This is a genomic window from Mesobacterium hydrothermale, from assembly GCF_035818635.1.
In the GTDB taxonomy this organism is placed as follows: domain Bacteria; phylum Pseudomonadota; class Alphaproteobacteria; order Rhodobacterales; family Rhodobacteraceae; genus Mesobacterium_A; species Mesobacterium_A hydrothermale.
The window spans coordinates 43,976-63,839 of the sequence record NZ_JAYLLH010000010.1; the positions used below are offsets into that span (position 1 = coordinate 43,976).

Annotated in this window: 29 protein-coding genes; 1 reads left to right on the top strand and 28 read right to left on the bottom strand. The window is 62.7% G+C overall.

The annotated features are described in order from the left end of the window. Positions 1 to 22 precede the first annotated feature (22 nt). The 22 genes from VK792_RS09085 to rpmC all read right to left on the bottom strand — a co-directional run bounded on the left by VK792_RS09085 (position 23) and on the right by rpmC (position 15,762). Positions 23 to 1,330, bottom strand: a complete 1,308-nt coding sequence (locus tag VK792_RS09085; protein ID WP_326297154.1) for a replication-associated recombination protein A — start codon at positions 1,328 to 1,330, stop codon at positions 23 to 25. 4 nt (positions 1,331 to 1,334) lie between these two features. Then, complete coding sequence (locus VK792_RS09090) at positions 1,335 to 2,714, bottom strand: trypsin-like peptidase domain-containing protein (RefSeq protein WP_326297155.1); 1,380 nt, start codon at positions 2,712 to 2,714, stop codon at positions 1,335 to 1,337. Between the two features lie 92 nt (positions 2,715 to 2,806). After that, the gene (locus VK792_RS09095) at positions 2,807 to 3,877 is read right to left on the bottom strand and encodes a 3-deoxy-7-phosphoheptulonate synthase (protein WP_326297156.1); all 1,071 of its coding nucleotides are present in this window, start codon (positions 3,875 to 3,877) and stop codon (positions 2,807 to 2,809) included. 313 nt (positions 3,878 to 4,190) lie between these two features. Further along, positions 4,191 to 4,610, bottom strand: a complete 420-nt coding sequence (gene rplQ, locus VK792_RS09100) for a 50S ribosomal protein L17 (protein ID WP_326297157.1) — start codon at positions 4,608 to 4,610, stop codon at positions 4,191 to 4,193. A 189-nt stretch (positions 4,611 to 4,799) separates the two neighbouring features. Then, positions 4,800 to 5,816, bottom strand: a complete 1,017-nt coding sequence (locus VK792_RS09105; protein ID WP_326297158.1) for a DNA-directed RNA polymerase subunit alpha — start codon at positions 5,814 to 5,816, stop codon at positions 4,800 to 4,802. Between the two features lie 118 nt (positions 5,817 to 5,934). Continuing rightward, positions 5,935 to 6,327 carry a 30S ribosomal protein S11 gene (gene rpsK, locus VK792_RS09110; RefSeq protein ID WP_326297159.1) on the bottom strand — a complete coding sequence of 131 codons (393 nt, stop codon included), beginning with the start codon at positions 6,325 to 6,327 and terminating at the stop codon, positions 5,935 to 5,937. A gap of 15 nt (positions 6,328 to 6,342) precedes the next feature. Continuing rightward, positions 6,343 to 6,711, bottom strand: a complete 369-nt coding sequence (rpsM, locus tag VK792_RS09115; RefSeq protein ID WP_326297160.1) for a 30S ribosomal protein S13 — start codon at positions 6,709 to 6,711, stop codon at positions 6,343 to 6,345. A gap of 252 nt (positions 6,712 to 6,963) precedes the next feature. Continuing rightward, complete coding sequence (locus tag VK792_RS09120) at positions 6,964 to 7,605, bottom strand: adenylate kinase (protein WP_326297161.1); 642 nt, start codon at positions 7,603 to 7,605, stop codon at positions 6,964 to 6,966. Beyond that, on the bottom strand, positions 7,602 to 8,969 hold the full coding sequence (gene secY, locus VK792_RS09125; protein WP_326297162.1) for a preprotein translocase subunit SecY: 1,368 nt from the start codon (positions 8,967 to 8,969) through the stop codon (positions 7,602 to 7,604). The genes VK792_RS09120 and secY overlap by 4 nt, the downstream gene beginning before the upstream one ends. Before the next feature lie 112 nt (positions 8,970 to 9,081). Further along, entirely contained in the window at positions 9,082 to 9,555 is a 474-nt protein-coding gene (rplO, locus tag VK792_RS09130) for a 50S ribosomal protein L15 (protein ID WP_326297163.1), read from the bottom strand. 380 nt (positions 9,556 to 9,935) lie between these two features. Continuing rightward, a complete protein-coding gene (locus tag VK792_RS09135) occupies positions 9,936 to 11,144 on the bottom strand; it encodes a cytochrome P450 (protein ID WP_326297164.1) in 1,209 nt (402 codons plus the stop codon). Positions 11,145 to 11,457: 313 nt separating this feature from the next. Next, complete coding sequence (gene rpmD / locus VK792_RS09140; RefSeq protein WP_326297165.1) at positions 11,458 to 11,646, bottom strand: 50S ribosomal protein L30; 189 nt, start codon at positions 11,644 to 11,646, stop codon at positions 11,458 to 11,460. A gap of 3 nt (positions 11,647 to 11,649) precedes the next feature. Further along, the gene (gene rpsE, locus VK792_RS09145) at positions 11,650 to 12,225 is read right to left on the bottom strand and encodes a 30S ribosomal protein S5 (RefSeq protein ID WP_326297166.1); all 576 of its coding nucleotides are present in this window, start codon (positions 12,223 to 12,225) and stop codon (positions 11,650 to 11,652) included. Between the two features lie 137 nt (positions 12,226 to 12,362). Further along, positions 12,363 to 12,722 (bottom strand): 50S ribosomal protein L18, encoded by a 360-nt coding sequence (rplR, locus tag VK792_RS09150; RefSeq protein ID WP_326297167.1) that lies wholly within the window; start codon positions 12,720 to 12,722, stop codon positions 12,363 to 12,365. Between the two features lie 11 nt (positions 12,723 to 12,733). Further along, the gene (rplF, locus tag VK792_RS09155) at positions 12,734 to 13,267 is read right to left on the bottom strand and encodes a 50S ribosomal protein L6 (protein ID WP_326297168.1); all 534 of its coding nucleotides are present in this window, start codon (positions 13,265 to 13,267) and stop codon (positions 12,734 to 12,736) included. A 12-nt stretch (positions 13,268 to 13,279) separates the two neighbouring features. Next, the gene (rpsH, locus tag VK792_RS09160) at positions 13,280 to 13,672 is read right to left on the bottom strand and encodes a 30S ribosomal protein S8 (protein WP_326297169.1); all 393 of its coding nucleotides are present in this window, start codon (positions 13,670 to 13,672) and stop codon (positions 13,280 to 13,282) included. Between the two features lie 12 nt (positions 13,673 to 13,684). Beyond that, positions 13,685 to 13,990, bottom strand: coding sequence for a 30S ribosomal protein S14 (gene rpsN, locus VK792_RS09165; RefSeq protein WP_326297170.1), 306 nt, complete (start codon positions 13,988 to 13,990; stop codon positions 13,685 to 13,687). Between the two features lie 14 nt (positions 13,991 to 14,004). Then, positions 14,005 to 14,565 carry a 50S ribosomal protein L5 gene (rplE, locus tag VK792_RS09170; protein ID WP_326297171.1) on the bottom strand — a complete coding sequence of 187 codons (561 nt, stop codon included), beginning with the start codon at positions 14,563 to 14,565 and terminating at the stop codon, positions 14,005 to 14,007. After that, entirely contained in the window at positions 14,558 to 14,869 is a 312-nt protein-coding gene (rplX, locus tag VK792_RS09175; RefSeq protein WP_326297172.1) for a 50S ribosomal protein L24, read from the bottom strand. Before rplX ends, rplE begins: the two co-directional genes overlap by 8 nt. Further along, positions 14,869 to 15,237, bottom strand: a complete 369-nt coding sequence (gene rplN, locus VK792_RS09180; RefSeq protein ID WP_007427594.1) for a 50S ribosomal protein L14 — start codon at positions 15,235 to 15,237, stop codon at positions 14,869 to 14,871. Before rplN ends, rplX begins: the two co-directional genes overlap by 1 nt. 79 nt (positions 15,238 to 15,316) lie before the next feature. After that, a complete protein-coding gene (gene rpsQ / locus VK792_RS09185) occupies positions 15,317 to 15,547 on the bottom strand; it encodes a 30S ribosomal protein S17 (RefSeq protein ID WP_326297173.1) in 231 nt (76 codons plus the stop codon). Positions 15,548 to 15,561: 14 nt separating this feature from the next. Next, on the bottom strand, positions 15,562 to 15,762 hold the full coding sequence (gene rpmC / locus VK792_RS09190) for a 50S ribosomal protein L29 (RefSeq protein ID WP_326297174.1): 201 nt from the start codon (positions 15,760 to 15,762) through the stop codon (positions 15,562 to 15,564). Positions 15,763 to 16,023: 261 nt separating this feature from the next. Here rpmC and VK792_RS09195 point away from each other — a divergent pair, with 261 nt between their 5' ends. Then, the gene (locus VK792_RS09195) at positions 16,024 to 16,404 is read left to right on the top strand and encodes a hypothetical protein (RefSeq protein WP_326297175.1); all 381 of its coding nucleotides are present in this window, start codon (positions 16,024 to 16,026) and stop codon (positions 16,402 to 16,404) included. Positions 16,405 to 16,425: 21 nt separating this feature from the next. Here VK792_RS09195 and VK792_RS09200 read toward each other — a convergent pair whose 3' ends face one another. The 6 genes from VK792_RS09200 to rplB all read right to left on the bottom strand — a co-directional run bounded on the left by VK792_RS09200 (position 16,426) and on the right by rplB (position 19,858). Continuing rightward, the gene (locus tag VK792_RS09200) at positions 16,426 to 17,049 is read right to left on the bottom strand and encodes a TIGR02466 family protein (protein ID WP_326297176.1); all 624 of its coding nucleotides are present in this window, start codon (positions 17,047 to 17,049) and stop codon (positions 16,426 to 16,428) included. Positions 17,050 to 17,212: 163 nt separating this feature from the next. After that, complete coding sequence (gene rplP / locus VK792_RS09205; protein ID WP_326297177.1) at positions 17,213 to 17,626, bottom strand: 50S ribosomal protein L16; 414 nt, start codon at positions 17,624 to 17,626, stop codon at positions 17,213 to 17,215. 13 nt (positions 17,627 to 17,639) lie between these two features. Continuing rightward, entirely contained in the window at positions 17,640 to 18,350 is a 711-nt protein-coding gene (rpsC, locus tag VK792_RS09210; RefSeq protein WP_326297178.1) for a 30S ribosomal protein S3, read from the bottom strand. Further along, complete coding sequence (rplV, locus tag VK792_RS09215) at positions 18,350 to 18,730, bottom strand: 50S ribosomal protein L22 (RefSeq protein ID WP_326297179.1); 381 nt, start codon at positions 18,728 to 18,730, stop codon at positions 18,350 to 18,352. The genes rpsC and rplV overlap by 1 nt, the downstream gene beginning before the upstream one ends. 3 nt (positions 18,731 to 18,733) lie before the next feature. Beyond that, entirely contained in the window at positions 18,734 to 19,012 is a 279-nt protein-coding gene (gene rpsS / locus VK792_RS09220) for a 30S ribosomal protein S19 (protein ID WP_326297180.1), read from the bottom strand. A 3-nt stretch (positions 19,013 to 19,015) separates the two neighbouring features. Then, positions 19,016 to 19,858: a 50S ribosomal protein L2 gene (rplB, locus tag VK792_RS09225; protein WP_326297181.1), complete on the bottom strand. Its 843-nt coding sequence runs from the start codon at positions 19,856 to 19,858 to the stop codon at positions 19,016 to 19,018. Positions 19,859 to 19,864 lie beyond the last annotated feature (6 nt).

Consider the following 19,864-nt stretch of genomic DNA (forward strand, 5'->3'; position numbering starts at 1 on the left):
GATATTTGGGGCAAGATGAGGATCAGGGCTGGTTTCGCTTGCGACGCAACTGGGCGAAATAGTCGGTTCGTTTTTTCAACTCGCGTTCGAAGCCGCGTTCGACAGGGATGTAGTAGGCGTCGCGGGGCTGGCCTTCGGGGAAGTAGTCCTGTCCCGAGAAACCGTCTTCGGCATCGTGGTCATAGGCATAGCCCGCGCCGTAGCCCTGATCCTTCATCAGTTTCGTGGGGGCGTTCAGGATGTGTTTCGGGGGCGGCAGGGAGCCGGTTTTCCGGGCCGCCGCGCGCGCGGATTTGTAGGCGGTGTAGACCGCGTTCGATTTCGGCGCGAGGGCGAGGTAGACCACCGCCTGCGCCAGCGCCAGTTCGCCTTCGGGACTGCCCAGCCGTTCGTAGCTCTGCCAGCCGTCGAGGCAGACGGGCTGCGCCTGCGGATCGGCAAGGCCGATGTCCTCGACCGCCATGCGGGTCAGGCGGCGGGCAAGGAAGCGCGGGTCTTCGCCCGCTTCCAGCATCCGTGCGAACCAGTAAAGCGCGGCGTCGGGATCGGACCCGCGGATGGATTTGTGCAGCGCCGAGATCAGGTTGTAATGGCCGTCGCCGGACTTGTCGTATTGCGCGGCGCGTTTCATCAGCCGGGCGGTCAGCGCGTCGGTGTCAAGCTTGTGGTCGGTCTTCCAGCCGGCGACCTGTTCGACAAGGTTCAGCAGCGCACGGCCATCGCCGTCGGCCATTTCCAGCAGCGCCTCTCGGGCCGGGCCTGTCAGCGGCAGGGCATGGCCCAGTGCCTGTTCGGCGCGTTGGGCGAGGTGTTCGAGATCGGTGAGCGACAGGCGGTCCAGCACCAGCACCTGCGCGCGGCTGAGAACGGCGGCGTTCAGTTCGAAGCTGGGGTTTTCGGTGGTGGCCCCGACCAGAAGGATCGTGCCATCCTCCATATGGGGCAGGAACCCGTCTTGCTGGGCCTTGTTGAAGCGGTGGATTTCATCGACGAAGAGCAGCGTGCCCTTGCCCTGCCTGCGGCGCATCCGCGCCTCTTCGAAGACCCGGCGCAGGTCGGGGACGCCGGTGAAGATGGCGCTGATCTGGGTGAAATGCAGGTCGGTTTCGCGCGCCAGAAGGCGGGCGATGGTGGTCTTGCCCACGCCGGGCGGCCCCCAGAGGATGAGGCTGCCGAGCGTGCCGTTGGCCAGCATCACGCCCAGCGGCGCCTCTGGTCCCAGGACCTGCTGCTGGCCGATGACCTCTGACAGAGCCTGTGGACGCAGCCGGTCGGCCAGCGGGCGCGGCGCGGTGTCAGGGGCGGGACCGGTGTCGAACAGATCGGCCACAGGATCAGGTCCGGAACCGCAGGATCAGGCGCTGGCCGCCGCGCTGTGCCTCGATCAGGATGCGGGGGGCGGCGCGGCGCAGGGCCGGGCCGACCTGTGACGGGGCGTCGATGTTGTCGCGGCCGATGGCGCGGATGATGTCACCGGGCTGAAGGCCGATGCGCGCGCCCAGCGGGCCGGGATCGGTGACGACAACGCCATCACTGCCCAGCGGCAGGCCAAGTTCGGAGATGACGGCGGGGTTGGCGCGGGCCAGGGACAGACCCGTCAACACGTCGCGGTTGCCCAGGGTCGTGGCGTCGCGCGGGGGGCTGTCGGGCGGGGCGATCATGGTGACTTCGACTTCGTCCATCGCACCATCGCGCACGCGGGTGACGTGGGCGACCTCTCCGATTCCGACGACGGACATGCGAAAGATCATCTCGGGCGGGGTGTTGACCGGCTGACCATCGACCGCGGTGATCACGTCACCGGGCATCAGTCCGGCCTGCGCAAACGGGCTGGCGGGGTGCAGATCGGCGATGATCACGCCGCCAGGGGTGCTGAGGCCCAGGTGCTCGGACAGGCCCGCGTCGACGGGCTGGCCCAGGATACCGGCCCAGGGGCGTTCAAAGCCGGTCAGCCCCTGCCGGGCCTGCCGCACGAATTGCGCGACCATGTCGGCGGGAATCGCAAAGCCGATGCCGTTCGACCCGCCCGAGCGCGTCAGGATAGAGGTGTTCACGCCGATCAGCCGCCCGGCCACGTCGATCAAGGCACCGCCAGAGTTGCCGGGGTTGATCGGCGCATCGGTCTGGATGAAATAGCCGCGGGCATTGCCGGTGGCGGTGCCGGACCGCGCCAGCCCGCTGACGATGCCGGAACTGACGGTCTGGCCCACGCCGAAGGGGTTGCCGATGGCCAGCACCAGTTCGCCCACCTCGACCGTGTCGCTGTCGCGCAAGGTGAGGAATGGCATGTCGGTGGCCTGATCCAGTTTCAGGATCGCAAGGTCGGTTTCCTCGTCCGCCAGCAGAACGGTGGCGCTATATTCCCTGCGGTCGTTCAGCACGACCTTGATGTCGGTCGCCTGCCCGATGACGTGGTAGTTCGACACCACGATCCCGTCTTCGGACAGGATCACGCCCGAGCCAAGCGAGTTCTGCACCCGTGGACGCGGCGTGCCAAAGTCGCGGAACAGGTTGCCGAACAGCGGGTCATCGGCAAACGGGCTGCGGGCCTGAACCACGCGGCTGGCATAGATGTTGACCACGGCAGGTGCGGCCTGTTTCACCAGCGGGGCGAAGGACAGGGTGATTTCCGCCTGGCTGGACGGCACCCGCGCCTCGGCCAGGGCCTGAACCGGGGCAAGGGCAAGCAAAGCCAGAAGACATGCGCGCAGCATCGGGGCCTCCTTCGTTTCCGGGCCAGATCTGTTGTGCGCGGTCGGAAAGGTCAAGTGCAACGACGGAAAACCCGCCGTTGCACCGGTTTCGGTCAGCCGGCCTTGCGCAGGTTCAGCGCCCGGCGGGTGCGCACGGCGCGGGCCAGTTGGCGCAGGGCGGTCACGCTGTCATCCCAGCCCAGGCAGCCATCGGTGATCGACTGGCCATAGACCAGCGGCGCGTCGCCCAGTTTCTGCGCCCCGCCGACAAGGTGGCTTTCCATCATGATGCCGGTGATGCGATGATCGCCGTCGGCGATCTGGCGGCCGATGTTTTCCAGAACCTCGGGCTGTTTTTCCGGGTCCTTGCCGCTGTTGGCGTGGCTGGCGTCGATCATCACCTGCGGGCGCACACCGTCGCTGGCCGCCAGATCACACAGGTGATCGACCGAGGCGGCGTCGTAGTTCGTGCCGCCACCGCCGCGCAGGATCACGTGGCAATCCGCATTACCCGAGGTCGACAGGATCGCGGCGCGGCCGTCTTCGGACATGCCCATGAAATGGTGCGGACGGGCGGCGGAGCGCACCGCGTCCAGCGCGATCTGCAGGTTGCCGCGCGTGCCGTTCTTGAACCCCACCGGGCAGGACAGGCCAGACGCCATTTCGCGGTGAATCTGGCTTTCGGTGGTGCGCGCCCCGATGGCGGCCCAGCTGACCAGGTCGGCCACGTATTGCGGCGTTGCGGTGTCCAGGAATTCGGTACCGACAGGCAGGCCCATCTCGTTGATCTGCAACAGCAACGTGCGGGCGGTTTCGACCCCTTCGTTGATACGGAAACTGCCATCCAGCCCCGGATCGTTGATCAGCCCCTTCCAGCCGCCGACGGTGCGCGGCTTTTCGAAATAGACCCGCATGACGATTTCCAGCGTGTCGGACAGGTCTTCGCGCAGGGCCACAAGTTTGCGCGCATAGTCCACCGCCGACACCGGATCGTGAATCGAGCAGGGACCGACCACCGCAATCACGCGGTCGTCCTGTCCGGTCAGGATGCGCTGGATCGCGGTGCGCCCCTCGGTGACGGTCTGCATCGCCGCATCGGTCACGGGGTGGCGTTTTCGCACCTCTGCCGGGGTGACAAGTTCGGTCAGGGCGGTGATGCGCAGGTTCTGGGTGGTCGTGGCCATGGGTCTGTTCCTTTGTGGGAAGGCCCCCGGCGGGTGAAAACAAAAAAACCGCCGGAAGGGGCGGTTCGTTTTCCTTGGTTTGTTCGTGTGGTGTCAGTACACGTCAACCCCTCCGACCGCCGGATGGTTCGGGCTAAAGTAATACCAGAAGGCTGCGGTCGAATAGGTCATGCGGCAGACCTTAGGGGCAGGTTCCGGGCTTGTCACCTGTTTTCGCGCGGCGGGCACGAATTCTTTTTTCGCCCCCTGCCCGACGCAAAAACAAAGGCCGGCCCCTTTCGGAACCGGCCTTTTTCTGCGTGATATCAGCAGATTATTCTTCGGCAGCTTCCATCTCTGCCAGGCGGGCCTTGTCGGCGGCACCCTTGGCATCGACGTCGCGGTCAACGAATTCGATGATCGCCATCGGTGCCATGTCGCCATAGCGGAAGCCGGCCTTCATGATGCGGACATAGCCGCCCTGACGTTCGGCATAACGCGGGCCAAGAATTTCGAACAGCTTGGCCACGTGCTTGTCCTGCTTGAGCTGCGATGCGGCCTGACGGCGGGCGTGCAGATCGCCGCGCTTGCCAAGGGTGATCAGCTTTTCAACGATCGGGCGCAGTTCCTTGGCCTTCGGCAGGGTGGTCTTGATCTGTTCGTGTTCGATCAGCGAGCCAGCCATGTTCGCCCACAGTGCCTTGCGGTGTTCGTGGGTACGGTTCAGGCGGCGGTAGCCTCGTGCGTGACGCATGTTTCTTTACTCCAATGGTGCCCTCTACGGGCGTTTTGCTTTGTCTGGCGGCCCTTGCGTGGGGGACGCTCTCCTTGGGGCGGGTTTGCCCGTTTTGCTGGATGCACAATCGATGCACATCCGATGCACAAACCATGCGCATGGTTCGTGCGGGTCGCGGGCCGGGAAAATCCCCGGCCCGCGAAAGCCTTAGAAGTTGTCTTCCAGCTTCTTGGCCAGATCTTCGATGTTGTCCGGCGGCCAGTCCTCGACATCCATGCCGAGGTGCAGACCCATGGAGGACAGCACTTCCTTGATCTCGTTCAGCGACTTGCGGCCGAAGTTCGGGGTGCGCAGCATCTCGGCTTCGGTCTTCTGGATCAGGTCGCCGATGTAGACGATGTTGTCGTTCTTCAGGCAGTTTGCCGAACGGACCGAGAGCTCCAGCTCGTCGACCTTCTTCAGCAGCAGCGGGTTGAACTCCAGACCGTCGTCATCGTCCTGACGGGTGGCCGACTCGGGCTCTTCGAAGTTGACGAAGATCGAAAGCTGGTCCTGCAGGATGCGCGCGGCGTAGGCAATCGCGTCTTCCGGCGTGACAGACCCGTCGGTTTCCACCTTCATGGTCAGTTTGTCATAGTCCAGAACCTGACCTTCGCGGGTCGGCTGAACGTCGTAGGCGACCTTCTTGACCGGCGAATAGATCGCGTCGATCGGGATCAGGCCGATGGGCGCGTCTTCGGGCTTGTTCTTCTCAGCCGAGACATAGCCCTTGCCGGTGTTGACGGTCAGTTCCATGTACAGGTCCGCGCCATCGTCGAGGTGGCAGATCACGTGATCCTTGTTCAGGATCTCGATTCCTGCGGTTTCGGCGATTTGACCCGCGGTGACGACACCGGGGCCCTTGGCATTGATCGACAGGCGCTTGGGCCCCTCGACTTCCATACGGATCGAAACGCCCTTGAGGTTCAGAACGATGTCGGTGACGTCTTCACGCACACCGGCGACCGAGGAGAACTCGTGCAGGACGTTGTCGATCTGGACGCTGGTGATGGCCGCGCCTTGCAGGCTGGACAGCAGCACGCGACGCAGCGCGTTGCCAAGGGTCAGGCCAAAGCCGCGTTCCAGCGGTTCGGCGACGACGGTTGCGCTGCGGGTCGGGTCGTTGCCCGGCTTCACCTCAAGCTGCGTCGGCTTGATCAATTCCTGCCAGTTCTTGTGGATCATGCGTCCCTCCATTCCAGTCCAAGACCCCATGTCCAAAGGTCGCGGACGCCCGAGGCAATAAATGACGAAAGGCAGGGCCCCGCGCGACGGCAGGGCCCCACCATAACAGTGGTCCGGATCAGACCCGGCGACGCTTCGGCGGGCGGCAGCCGTTGTGCGCGATCGGGGTCACATCACGAATCGAAGTGATGTTGAAGCCGATGGCGGCCAGGGCGCGCAGAGCCGATTCACGACCCGAACCGGGGCCCTGAACTTCGACTTCCAGCGATTTCATGCCGTGTTCCTGAGCCTTGCGGCCCGCGTCTTCGGCGGCCAGCTGGGCGGCATACGGGGTCGACTTGCGCGAGCCCTTGAAGCCCATGGTGCCGGCAGAGGACCACGCGATTGCGTTGCCCTGCACGTCCGAGATCAGGATCTTGGTGTTGTTGAACGAGCTGTTCACATGCGCCACACCGGTGGCGATGTTCTTGGAGACCTTTTTCTTGCCTCCGCGACGGGTATCACGTGCCATTGATGCAGTCCTCCCTTACTTCTTCTTGCCGGCGATCGGCTTGGCCGGGCCCTTGCGGGTGCGGGCGTTGGTGTGCGTACGCTGACCGCGCACGGGGAGGTTGCGGCGATGGCGCAGACCGCGGTAGCAGCCAAGGTCCATCAGGCGCTTGATGTTCATCTGGGTTTCGCGGCGCAGGTCGCCTTCGACGGTGTAGTTGGCGTCGATATGCTCGCGGATGGCCAGGACTTCGGCGTCCGACAGTTCATTGACGCGGCGTGCTGCGTCAATGCCAACGGCTTCGCAGATTGCCTTGGCCGAGGTGTGTCCGATACCGGTGATGTAGGTGAGGGCGATGGGAACCCGCTTTGCAGTCGGGATGTTTACGCCGGCGATACGTGCCACGTTTCACGTTCCTTTTCGTTGCGAACCCGTAGTGCCGGGTCCTTTTTTCACAACACAAGGCCTGACGCAGGTGCGTTCAGGCCTTCGCTGATCAGGTGATCTGCCGCGCGGGTGCGACCCGTCTGGCAAAATGATTCTCGTCCAGAGATGGGCGTAGCTAGGGGGATTTGACCTTGGCGTCAAGCCCCCCTTGTATCCTTGTCGGACAATGCCGGGTGCTGCGGAAACGGCGCGCGATCGGCCGCCCCTGGCTCAGGCGTCCAGCGCGGCTGCGATCTCTGCCTTGACGGTGTCGATTTCGCCCAGGCCATCGACCGCCTTGAGCTGACCCTTGGCGTAGTAATAGCCGATCAGCGGGCTGGTCTTCTTGTAGTATTCCATCAGACGCTGCTTGAGGCTGTCTTCGTTGTCGTCGGCGCGGCGCTTGAATTCGGTGCCACCACAATTGGCGCATTTGCCATCCGCCGGGATCGGCTTGGTGAGGTCGTTATAGACCTCGCCACAGGCGCCACAGGTGGACCGGGCGGTGATGCGGGCAACCAGTGCCGCGTCATCGACCTGCATCTCGATCACCGCATCCAGGGTCTGGCCCATTTCCGCCAGCAGGTTCCCCAGGGCGTCGGCCTGGGCCAGCGTGCGCGGGAAGCCATCGAAGATGAAGCCTGTGCCGCCGCCGGCCAGCTTCTCGCGGATCAGGCCGATCACGATCTCGTCGGTTACCAGCTGCCCCTTGGCCATCACGTCGGCGACGATCTTGCCCATTTCGGTGCCGCTGTCCTTGGCTTCACGCAGCATGTCACCGGTGGACAACTGGGTCATGCCACGGTCCTCGACGAGGAAGCGTGCCTGGGTTCCCTTTCCCGCCCCCGGCGGGCCAAGCAGAATGATGTTCATCGACGTGCCGGACCTTTCTTCTTGGCGCGCGACTTGCCGCCGCGACCCCGCAGTTGCGATTTCTGGATCAGACCTTCGTATTGATGCGCCAGAAGGTGGCTGTGGACCTGCTGGATCGTGTCCATGGTCACCGACACGACGATCAGAACCGAGGTGCCGCCGAAGTAGAACGGAATGGCAAACTGGTTGCGCAGCACTTCGGGCATCAGACAGACGGCGGCCAGATAGGCAGCGCCCAGAACCAACACGCGGTTGACCACGTATTCCAGGTATTCGGCGGTTTTCTTGCCGGGGCGAATGCCGGGTACAAAGCCATTCTGATTCTTCAGGTTGTCGGCAACCTCATCGGGCTTGAACGACACGTTGAAGGTATAGAAATAGGCAAAGAACACGATCATCGCGGCGAAGAACAGCAGATAGAGCGGCTGGCCCGGGCCGAAATAGGCAAGGATCGTCGACATGATCGGGCCGGTATCGGCCCCCGAGAAGGTCGAGATCGTGACCGGCAGCAGCAGCAGCGAACTGGCGAAGATCGCGGGGATCACGCCAGCCGGGTTCACCTTGACCGGCAGGTGGCTGTTCTGCGCTTCGGTCATGCGCATGCCGACCTGGCGGCGGGGGTACTGGATCGTGATCTTTCGCAGGGCCCGTTCCATGAATACGACGAACATGATCACGGCGACGACCATCAGGATCACCCCGATGATGACACCGGGGCCAATGGCGCCGGACCGGCCGGATTCGAAGAACTGGATCAGGGCACCGGGGATTTCGGCGACGATGCCGACGAAAATGATCAGCGAGATACCGTTGCCGATGCCGCGTGCGGTGATCTGTTCACCCAGCCACATCAGGAACATGGTACCGCCGACAAGGGTGATCACGCAGGACGCACGGAAATACCAGCCCGGGTCGGTCACCAGATCGCCGGTTTCAAGGCTGACCGCCAGACCATAGGCCTGGAACGTCGCCAGAACGACGGTGCCGTATCGGGTGTACTGGTTGATCTTCTTGCGGCCTTGCTCTCCCTCTTTCTTCAACTGTTCCAGCGCAGGGACCATGGTGGTCAGCAACTGGATCAGGATCGAGGCGGTGATGTAAGGCATGATCCCCAGGGCAAAGATGCCCATCCGCCCCAGCGCGCCGCCGGTGAACATCGTCAGCATGCCGCCGATGCCCGCAGCCGCGCCTTCCATGAATTCGCGCAGCGCAATGCCGTCGATGCCGGGAACCGGAATCCACGTGCCAAGGCGATAAACGATCAGAAGTCCGAGAGTAAAGAAGATGCGTTGGCGCAGGTCGGTGGCTTTGGCCAAGGCGCCCCAACTGGTGTTGGCCGCCATTTGTTCTGCTGCAGATGCCATGCGGGTCTCTCTTGTCAGGCAAACGCCGCCCGGAGCGTTTTCCAGCTCGGACGGCGTTCAGGGAAAACTTGGGGGTCTATGTAAGCGTCGCGTGCGCCGCTCACAACCCGTTTTATTCTGCCGCTGCCGCAGCCGTGATGGTCACTTGACCGCCGGCTTTTTCGACAGCTTCGACAGCCGACTTGGAGGCACCGGTCACTTCCAGCGAAATCTTCGCGGTGATGTCGCCCTTGGCGAGAACACGGATACCGTCCAGCTTGCGGCGCACGGCGCCGGATGCAACCAGAGCGTCTTCGGTGATGGCCGAACCTGCGTCCAGTTTGCCGGCTTCAACGAACTTCTGGATGATGCCCAGGTTGATGACGGCGAATTTCTTCTGGTTCGGCTTGTTGAAGCCGCGCTTCGGAAGGCGCTGGTACAGCGGCATCTGGCCGCCTTCGTAGCCGTTAATGGCCACACCCGAACGCGATTTCTGACCCTTGATACCACGGCCAGCGGTCTTGCCCTTGCCCGAACCCGGGCCACGCGCAACGCGCTTTTTCTTGGAGGTTGCGCCGGGATTGTCGCGCAGTTCGTGCAGTTTCATGTCGCTTCTCCTTTGCCGGACATCCCCTCCGAAGCGATCATGAGAGGCACACGGCTTTTCTTGCTTGTTGTGAGTCGGGCCGATGCGGCCACCGGGGGCGTATAGCCGGGCCTTGCGGTTGGCGCAAGCCTGCTGTCACGCCTGTGGGCGGGCGCGGTTCAGGTGCGGCGGTCAGTGGTCTGGCGCAGATAGTCCGTCCAGCACGGCACTGGCTGTGCAGTGCGCAGGTTGGTCAGCCAGGTGCGGAAAATACGGGTCAGGGCGAGTGTCATCTTGTGCCTCAATCTTGTGCAGAGTTTCGCTGGGTGACTACGCCCCTGCCCTGTCACAAACCACCGTCGTTTCGCCAAGCCCGCCTTGCAATGGCTGCATGGCTGCGTTCAGACCTGCACCGGAAGGTCGGAATAACCACGGAACCGGGCCAGCGGCATGCGTTTCGCCGGGCCGTTGGCACGCAGTTTCGGGAACCGCCGCACCAGGCGCCCCAGCGCGATGCGGCCTTCGATCCGCGCCAGAGTTGCCCCCAGGCAGACATGAATGCCGGTTGCAAAGGCCAGATGACGGTTCGGGGTCCGGGCAATATCCATCTTGTCCGGGGCCTCGAACACCGCCGGGTCGCGGTTCGCGGCGGCAATCGACATGTGTATAAAGGTGCCTTGTGCAATGACCGTGCCATCGGACAAGGCCAAATCCTCTGTCGCCAGCCGGTTGCCGATTTGCAGCGGGCTTTCCAGTCGCAGGCATTCTTCGACCGTGGTGTCGATCAATCCGGGATCGTCCCGCAAGCGGCGGTGCTGGTCCGGGTTGTCGAGCAGCAAGCCCACGGAATTCGCCACGAGGCTGGTGGTGGTTTCGTGCCCGGCATTCAGCAAGAAGATACAATTCTGGATTAGTTCATCCTGTGTCAGACGGCGACCGTCATGATCCCCGAAGATCAGGCTTTCCAGCACTTCGCCCTGGGCTGCGCCCTCGGGGTGGCGGCGGCGGTGGTCGATCAGCTCTCCCAGCACGGCAGAAAACTCGGTGACGGCGTCGTTGCCGGCGGCCAGGCGTTCGGGCGACACCACCGGATCCAGTGCCCCAAGAATGGCCAGCGAATAGCCGCGCAGCTGCGCCCGGTGGCTTTCAGGAATGCCCAGCATGAAGCTGATGATCTCGGTCGGCAGGACCTTGGCAAAGTCCTGCACCAGGTCGAGCGTGCCAAGGTCTTCGACGTGGTCCAGCAGGCGATCCACGAGGAAGTCGATTCGTGCCTCCATCTCGGCCAGCTTGCGCGGGGTAAAGGCCGAGGCGATCAGCTTGCGCACCACCGTGTGATACGGCGGATCGTTGAAGACAAGGCTGGTGGTGTGGTGGGTGTACAGCGGGCAGTCCCCGAACTTCTCCCCGAAATCGCGGGTCTTGTCCGAAGACATGCTGCGCGACTGGTACACCGCCTGGCAATCGGCGTGGCGGGTGAGCAGAATGGAGCCGTCGGGGTTTTGATGCACCGGGCTGTGCTGGCGCAAACGATGCAGCACCGGGTGCGGGTTGTCGATGAACGCGGCGTCGATGGCGTTCAGGTCGAAATCTTCAATGTTCTTCGGCATGAACGGCCCCCCCTTCCGCTTGTCTGTGCATCGTGGGCGACGTGACAGGCCGGCGCAAGAGAGGGGTTTACCGGTCCGAAGGATTTGCCTTTGGTCGCAAACGGGGGCGCCATGACGGCCGGGATGCTGCTGCCTTTGGGCCGCGCGCCTTGCCGGTGGTCCGTGCCGCACCAACGGCAACGTTCGGGGCGTGCCGCTGCCCTGCCCTTCCGTGAAGCAGACCGGCCGGCCGACCGACGGCACAACAAAAAACGCCCCGGGCCGTGCCCGGGGCGTTTCTGTCTGTCAGAGCCGGGGAATCCCCGATGCGGGATCAGCCGCGCTCTTCGATGATCTGAACCAGGTGCGGGATCGAGTTCACCATGCCGCGGACCGACGGCGTGTCTTCGAGCTCACGGGTCTTGTGCATCTTGTTCAGGCCCAGGCCGACCAGCGTCTGGCGCTGCTTGGCGGGGCGACGGATCGGGCTGCCGATCTGTTTGACAACGATGGTTTTAGCCATGGATCAAGCCTCCTCGGTCTGCGCTTCGGCTGCTGCGTCTTCCCGCTTGGGCAGGATGTCGGCAACTTTCTTGCCACGGCGCTGCGCGACGTTGCGGGGCGACTGCACTTTTTGCAGACCGTCCAGCGTGGCGCGGATCATGTTGTAGGGGTTCTGCGAACCGGTCGACTTGGCAACCACGTCATGAATGCCCAGCATTTCGAACACGGCACGCATCGGACCACCGGCGATGATACCGGTACCGGTCGGCGCGGTGCGCATCACGACCTTGCCTGCGCCGTGACGACCTTCGATGTCGTGGTGCAGGGTGCGGCCCTCTTTCAGCGGCACGCGGATCATCTTGCGCTTGGCTTGCTCAGTGGCCTTGCGGATGGCCTCGGGCACTTCTTTCGCCTTGCCCTTGCCGAAACCGACGCGACCCTTCTGGTCACCGACGACGACCAGCGCAGCGAAACCGAAGCGCTTACCGCCCTTGACGGTTTTCGACACGCGGTTGATCGCGACCAGACGATCAGCAAATTCCGGTGCCTGTTCTTCACGGTCGCGACGACCGCGGCCTCTGTTTTCACGTTCTGCCATGTGGCAAATCCTTGTTCATTTGGCGCAAGGCGCCGGAGTTGTCCGACCGCAGTGCCCGGGCTGTCAGGCCCGGCGCCCCGGTCATCGAGGCCGTTGCCGGCCTGCATGGGAAAGGCGGGGCTGCCCCCGCCCTGACCTTAGATTTTCAGGCCACCTTCACGCGCGGCGTCGGCCAGTGCCTTCACCTTGCCGTGGAAGAGGAATCCGCCGCGATCGAAATAGGCTTCGGTCACGCCAGCGGCCTTGGCACGCTCTGCGATCGCGGCACCCACCTTGGCGGCTGCTTCGACGTTGTTCTTGCCAACCACGCCCAGGGCCTTCTCCATCGAGGAGGCGGCAGCCAGGGTGACGCCGGCAACATCGTCGATCAACTGGACCGAGATGTTCTTGTTCGAACGATGAACCGAAAGGCGCACGCGACCTGCGTTTACCTTGCGGAGTTTGTTCCGTACGCGCAGGCGGCGCTTGAGGAACAGGTCTCTTTTGCTGTTTGCCATTTTGCGCGTCCTTACTTCTTCTTGCCTTCCTTCTGGAAGATGTATTCGCCCTTGTAGCGGATACCCTTCCCTTTGTAGGGCTCGGGGCGGCGCCAATCACGAATGTTGGCGGCGACCTGACCGACCTGCTGAGGGTCGTGGCCTTCGACCACGATCTCGGTCTGCTTGGGGCAGGTCACGGTCACACCGGCCGGAATTGCGAAATCCACATCGTGCGAGTAGCCCAGGTTCAGCTTCAGGGTCGTGCCCTGAACGGCTGCCCGGTAACCCACACCCTGGATTTCCAGTTCCTTCTTGAAGGTGTTCTGGACGCCGTGAACCATGTTTGCCAGCATCGTGCGGGACATGCCCCACTGCTGACGGGCACGCTTGGACTTGCCGCGCGGGGTCACCGACACGGCGTTGTCTTCCACGGTGATGGTCACATCGTCGGTCGCGTTGAAGGTCTGGGTGCCTTTCGGGCCCTTCACTTCGACGGTCTGGCCGGACACGGATGCAGTGACACCCGCGGGCAGCTCGACCGGTTTTTTGCCAATACGAGACATTGCCAGACCTCCTTAGAACAGCGTGCAAAGCACTTCGCCGCCAACGTTGGCTGCGCGTGCGTTTGCATCCGTCATCACGCCCTTGGACGTGCTGACAATCGACACGCCCAGGCCCTGACGAACCTGCGGAATGTCCTTGACGCCGAGATACACGCGACGGCCCGGCTTGGACACGCGCTTCAGTTCGCGGATGACCGGGGTGCCGTCGAAGTACTTCAGGCTGATTTCGAATGCCGGATGGCCGTTCACGTCCGTGGTGCTTTCGTAGCCACGGATATAACCTTCGTCCAGCATCACATCGAGCACGCGGGCGCGGGCCTTGGAGGCCGGGGTCGCCACGGTGGACTTGCCACGCATCTGTGCGTTGCGGATGCGGGTGAGCATATCGCCGATAGGATCGTTCATATCGTACCCTCCTTACCAGCTCGACTTGACCATACCGGGAAGTTGCCCGTTGGAGGCAAGTTCACGCAGCATGATACGGCTGATTTTCAGCTTGCGGTAATAGGCGTGCGGACGCCCCGTCAGCTGGCAGCGGTTGTGAAGGCGGGAAGGGGCGCTGTTGCGCGGCAATTTCGCCAGTTTCAGGCGGGCCTTGAAACGCTCTTCCATCGGCTTCGATTCGTCATTCGCGATCTCTTTGAGAGCAGCGCGCTTCGCGGCATACTGGGCCACCAAGCGCTCCCGCTTCTTTTCGCGTTCGATCATGGATTTCTTTGCCATGTCCTGGGGTCCCCTTACGCGTTGAACGGCATGTTGAAATGCTTCAACAGCGCCTTGGCTTCCGCGTCAGTCTTCGCGGTGGTGGTGATGATGATGTCCATGCCCCAGACTTCGTCGACCTTGTCGAAGTCGATTTCCGGGAACACGATGTGCTCTTTCAGGCCCATGGCAAAGTTGCCACGGCCGTCAAAGCTCGGCTTCACACCACGGAAGTCGCGGATGCGGGGCATCGCGATGGTGATCAGGCGGTCGAGGAATTCATACATCCGGTCGCCGCGCAGCGTCACCTTGGCACCCATCGGCATGTCCTCGCGGACGCGGAAGCCTGCGATCGACTTCTTTGCCTTGGTGGTCACGGCCTTCTGGCCAGCGATCAGGGTCAGATCTTCGACAGCCGATTTGGCCTTCTTGCTGTCCTTGACGGCTTCGGCACCGCAGCCGATGTTCAGAACGATCTTGTCCAGCTTGGGCAGCATCATCTCGTTCTTGTAACCGAACTCTTCCATCAGGGCGGCGCGGATGGACTCCTTGTATGCCGCCTTCAGGCGCGGGGTATAGGTTGCGGTATCAAGCATCAATCACGTCCCCCGTGGTCTTGGCGTAACGAACCTTCTTGTCACCTTCCATGCGGAAGCCGACGCGGCTCGCCTTGCCGTTTGCATCGACAATGGCCAGGTTCGACAGCTGGATCGGCAGGGCCTTCGGCAGGCGGCCGCCCTGGCTGGTCTGGCTCTGGCGGGTGTGACGGATCGCCATGTTCAGACCACCAACCACAGCCTTGCCGGCCTTGGGGTCAACGCTTTCGATGGTGCCCGTCTTGCCCTTGTCTTTGCCGGCAAGCACGATCACCTTGTCACCTTTGCGGAGTTTGGCAGCCATCACAGCACCTCCGGGGCAAGCGAGATAATCTTCATGAAGTTCTTGGCGCGCAGTTCGCGCACGACCGGGCCGAAGATACGGGTGCCGACCGGTTCACCTGCGTTGTTCAGGATGACGGCAGCGTTGCGGTCGAAGCGGATTGCGGTGCCGTCTTCACGACGGACTTCCTTGGCGGTGCGCACGACGACGGCCTTGCGGACGTCACCTTTCTTAACGCGGCCGCGCGGGATGGCTTCCTTGACGGAGACGACGATGATGTCGCCAACCGACGCATACTTGCGCTTGGAACCACCCAGGACCTTGATGCACTGAACCCGGCGAGCGCCGGAGTTGTCAGCAACATCCAGATTGGTCTGCATCTGGATCATTTGGTTACTCCCGACTTCCCGGACCGCCCTTGCGGGACATTGATCCGGGGGTTTCGTAAATGCCGAAAGGCGCCGCCGATTACTCGGCGATCACCTCCCAACGTTTGGTCTTCGACTTCGGCGCACATTCCTGAATACGGACGGTGTCACCGACGTTGAATGTTTCGTGCTCGTCATGAGCGCGGTATTTCTTCGACTTCCGGATCGTCTTTTGCAGAACCGGGTGCTTGAAGCGGCGTTCGATCGACACGGTCACGGTCTGGCTGTTGGCGGTCGACGTCACGGTGCCTTGCAGGATACGCTTGGGCATGTTGGTGGTCCTTCTTACTCGGCTGCCGCGCTGGCTTTTTCGTTCAGGATGGTCTCGACACGGGCAACGGCCCGGCGCACCTGACGCATCCGCGCGGTGTTTTCCAGTTGACCGGTGGCCTGCTGGAAACGGAGGTTGAAGGCCTCTTTCTTGAGGGACACCAGCTCATCACGCAGCTGGTCCGGGGTCTTATCCCGGAGTTCGGTGGCTTTCATCGCCTATTCCTTTTTGCAACATCACCGGAGAGCCCCATCGTTTACGTGGGTCACCCTGATTCCCGGTGGAGGTGGATGAGCGGTCGCTATAGGCGTGTTGCGCTAAGTTGGCAAGGGCCAATGTCCGAACCGGTCCGGCGGCCAAGGGAAACGGCCCAAAACACCCGCACCTTTTGGGGCCGCACGACGATTGAGGTGGATCAAGGCCCCGGTCCGGGTTTCGCCGCAGGCTGGATGTCTCGACCACGGAGGAGAGATGTGATGAAACGCCCGGCCCCTGTTCTTTGCGCAGTCGCCCTGTTCGCTGCAGGCTGCAAGACGGAAACGCCCCTGACGCCGGGAACGGCGGACAGTCTGGATCGCCTGCCGCTGAGCGTCGCTGCACGGCAGGAGCTGACCGACATTTACGCCAAACTCGATACACCAGAGGCACGGCAGGCCTGCACCGCGGACGAAATCACCTTCACCAAGCGTGCGGTTGCGCTTTACGCCCTGTATATCGAACGAGAAGAGCCGGGCGCGCGTAGCTGGACCAAGGCAGAGGAGGCCCGCATCGAAAAGATGCGGACAGAATGGGAAGCGCTTGGCGGCGATACCGGCGACGTTTCGGCGCGCTGCTCTGCGTTTACCAAGTCGTTTTGACAGCCGGGTGGTCCGGCGGGATCACTCCCACTTGTAGTTGAAGCTGACCGAGATCCGTTCGTCTTCGTCCGCCATGTTCAGCGGTACTTCGTGGCGCAGCCAGCTTTCCCAAAGCAGCACGTCGCCCACCTGTGGAGCTTCATAAACAAAGGCGCGCAGCTCTTCACGGCAGCCTTTGCGGCGCGGCGGGGCCGCCATCATGAACGGCAGGCGCGGATCTTCCAGCTTCAGCTTGCCAGCGCCGTCGGGCATCGCGACATAGGTCGTGCCCGAGATCACCGAATGCGGGTGGATATGGCTGGCGTGCGTGCCGCCCGGAGGCAGGATGTTGATCCAGAGGTCTTCCAGCACCAGCTTGCGGTCGCCAAGGTCGAACTCCAGGTCCGCGGCGAAGGCCGCGACATGGGCGTCAAGCGCTGTCACCAGGTCGGCGAAGATCGGGAACCGCCAGGGCAGATCGGTGAGCGAGGCATAAGAGGTGTAGCCGGGGTAATCGTTGGCCTCGGACCAGTCCTGACCGGCTTCGTCATCCTCGGCAATCGAATAGCAGGACGCCTCCAGCTCTTCGGGGTCGATGGCGGGGCCGTGTTCGGACAGATGTGCCTTGTACAGACGGGTGGCAAAGAGGGAACGGATGGTGGGCATGGTAAAGGCTTTCGTGGCATTGTCCGGTGCGCGTCATCCTATCGCCTAGCCCCTGCGGCATGGCGCTGCAAGGCGGTCGCGTCCCCCGCAGAAAAAGAAAACCCCCGCCGCTTGCACGCCGGGGGTCCTTGATTTGATGCCGTGGGTCACAACCCACCGCCGCTTACCAGTCCTCGCGAACCACAACGCGGGTCTTGATCGGCAGCTTCATCGCTGCCAGGCGCAGGGCCTCGCGGGCGATGTCTTCGTTGACGCCGTCGATCTCGAACATCACGCGGCCCGGCTTGACCTTGCAGGCCCAGTAGTCAACGGAGCCCTTACCTTTACCCATACGGACTTCGGTCGGCTTTGAGGTGACCGGGGTATCCGGGAAGATACGGATCCAGACGCGACCCTGACGCTTCATGTGACGCGTCATGGCCCGACGGGCGGCTTCGATCTGGCGGGCGGTGACCCGCTCGGGTTCCAGAGCTTTCAGGCCGAAGTGACCAAAGTTCAGATCAGAGCCGCCCTTGGCCTCGCCCTTGATCCGCCCTTTGAACATCTTGCGGAACTTCGTACGTTTCGGTTGAAGCATTTTTCAAACCTCCTCAGCGACGACCGCCGCCAGCACCACGAGGTGCCGGGCCGTCTTGCAGTTCCTGCGCCTTGCGGTCGCGTGCCGAAGGATCGTGCTCCATGATCTCGCCTTTGAAGATCCAGACCTTGATCCCGATGATGCCGTAAGGGGTCGTTGCCTCGATGTGGCTGTAATCGATGTCGGCCCGCAGGGTATGGAGAGGCACGCGGCCTTCACGATACCATTCGGTCCGTGCGATTTCAGCACCGCCCAGACGGCCGGCCACATTCACGCGGATGCCCAGGGCACCCATACGCATGGCGTTCTGCACGGCGCGCTTCATGGCGCGACGGAAGGACACCCGGCGTTCCAGCTGCTGTGCGATCGATTCACCGACCAGACGCGCGTCCAGTTCCGGCTTGCGCACTTCAACGATATTGAGGTGCAGCTCGCTTGCGGTCATCGCGGCGATTTTCTTGCGCAGGGTTTCGATGTCTGCGCCTTTCTTGCCGATGATGACGCCCGGACGGGCGGTGTGGATGGTGACGCGGCATTTCTTGTGCGGACGCTCGATGATGACGCGCGCCACACCGGCCTGCTTGCACTCTTCGTGGATGAAATCGCGGATCGCGAGGTCTTCCAGCAGAAGATCACCGTAGTCCTTGGTGTCGGCGTACCAGCGGCTGTCCCAGGTGCGGTTCACCTGCAGGCGCATGCCGATCGGATTGGTTTTGTTACCCATTAGGCTTGCTCCTCGATCTGGCGCACCTTGATGGTGAGTTCCGAAAACGGCTTGTGGATCTTACCGAACCGGCCACGGGCACGGGGACGACCGCGCTTCATGATCAGGTTCTTGCCCACATAGGCTTCGGCGACGATGAGTTCATCGACGTCCAGGCCGTGGTTGTTTTCGGCGTTGGCGATGGCCGACTGAAGGCACTTCTTCACGTCAACCGCGATCCGTTTTTTCGAGAAGGTCAGGTCCGTCAGGGCCTTGTCCACCTTCTTGCCACGGATCAGCGCGGCCACCAGGTTCAGTTTCTGCGGGCTGGTGCGAAGCATGCGCAGCTTTGCCATCGCTTCGTTGTCAGCCACGCGGCGGGGGTTCTTTTCCTTGCCCATGACTTACTTCCGCTTCGCTTTTTTGTCAGCCGCGTGACCGTAGTAGGTCCGGGTCGGCGAATATTCACCGAACTTCTGGCCGATCATGTCTTCGGTTACCAGCACGGGGACGTGCTTCTGGCCATTGTAGACGCCAAACGTCAGGCCCACGAACTGGGGCAGGATCGTCGAGCGGCGCGACCAGATCTTGATGACTTCGTTCTTGCCGGCTTCGCGCGACTTCTCGGCCTTTTTCAGGACGTAGCTGTCGACAAAGGGGCCCTTCCAAACAGAGCGTGACATATATTAGCGCCCCTTCTTCTTGGCGTGACGCGAGCGCAGGATGAGCTTCTGCGACGCCTTGTTGGTGTTGCGGGTGCGCGTGCCCTTGGTGTCCTTGCCCCACGGGGTAACCGGGGTACGACCACCAGAGGTCCGGCCTTCACCACCACCATGGGGGTGATCGATCGGGTTCATCGCGACACCGCGAACCGACGGACGCACGCCCTTGTGGCGAATACGGCCGGCTTTGCCGTAGTTCTGGTTGCTGTTGTCGGGGTTCGACACTGCACCGACGGTCGCCATGCATTCCTGACGCACCAGGCGCAGTTCGCCCGAGGACAGGCGGATCTGGGCATAGCCACCATCACGGCCGACGAACTGGGCATAGGTGCCAGCGGCGCGTGCGATCTGACCGCCCTTGCCGGGCTTCAGTTCGATGTTGTGGACGATCGTCCCGATCGGCATGCCCGAGAACGGCATCGCGTTGCCGGGCTTGATGTCGGCCTTGGTCGAAGCGACAACCTTGTCACCCACGGCCAGGCGCTGCGGCGCCAGGATGTAGGCCTGTTCGCCATCTTCATACTTGATCAGCGCGATAAAGGCGGTCCGGTTCGGATCGTATTCGATCCGCTCGACGGTGGCCGCCACGTCGAACTTGTTGCGCTTGAAATCGACGATCCGATAGAGGCGCTTTGCCCCACCCCCGCGACGACGCGAGGTGATCCGCCCGGTGTTGTTCCGGCCGCCCGACTTCGTCAGACCCTCGGTGAGGGCCTTGACAGGACGTCCTTTCCACAGCTCCGAACGGTCGATCAGCACCAGCCCGCGCTGGCCCGGCGTCGTCGGCTTATACGACTTGAGTGCCATGCTTTC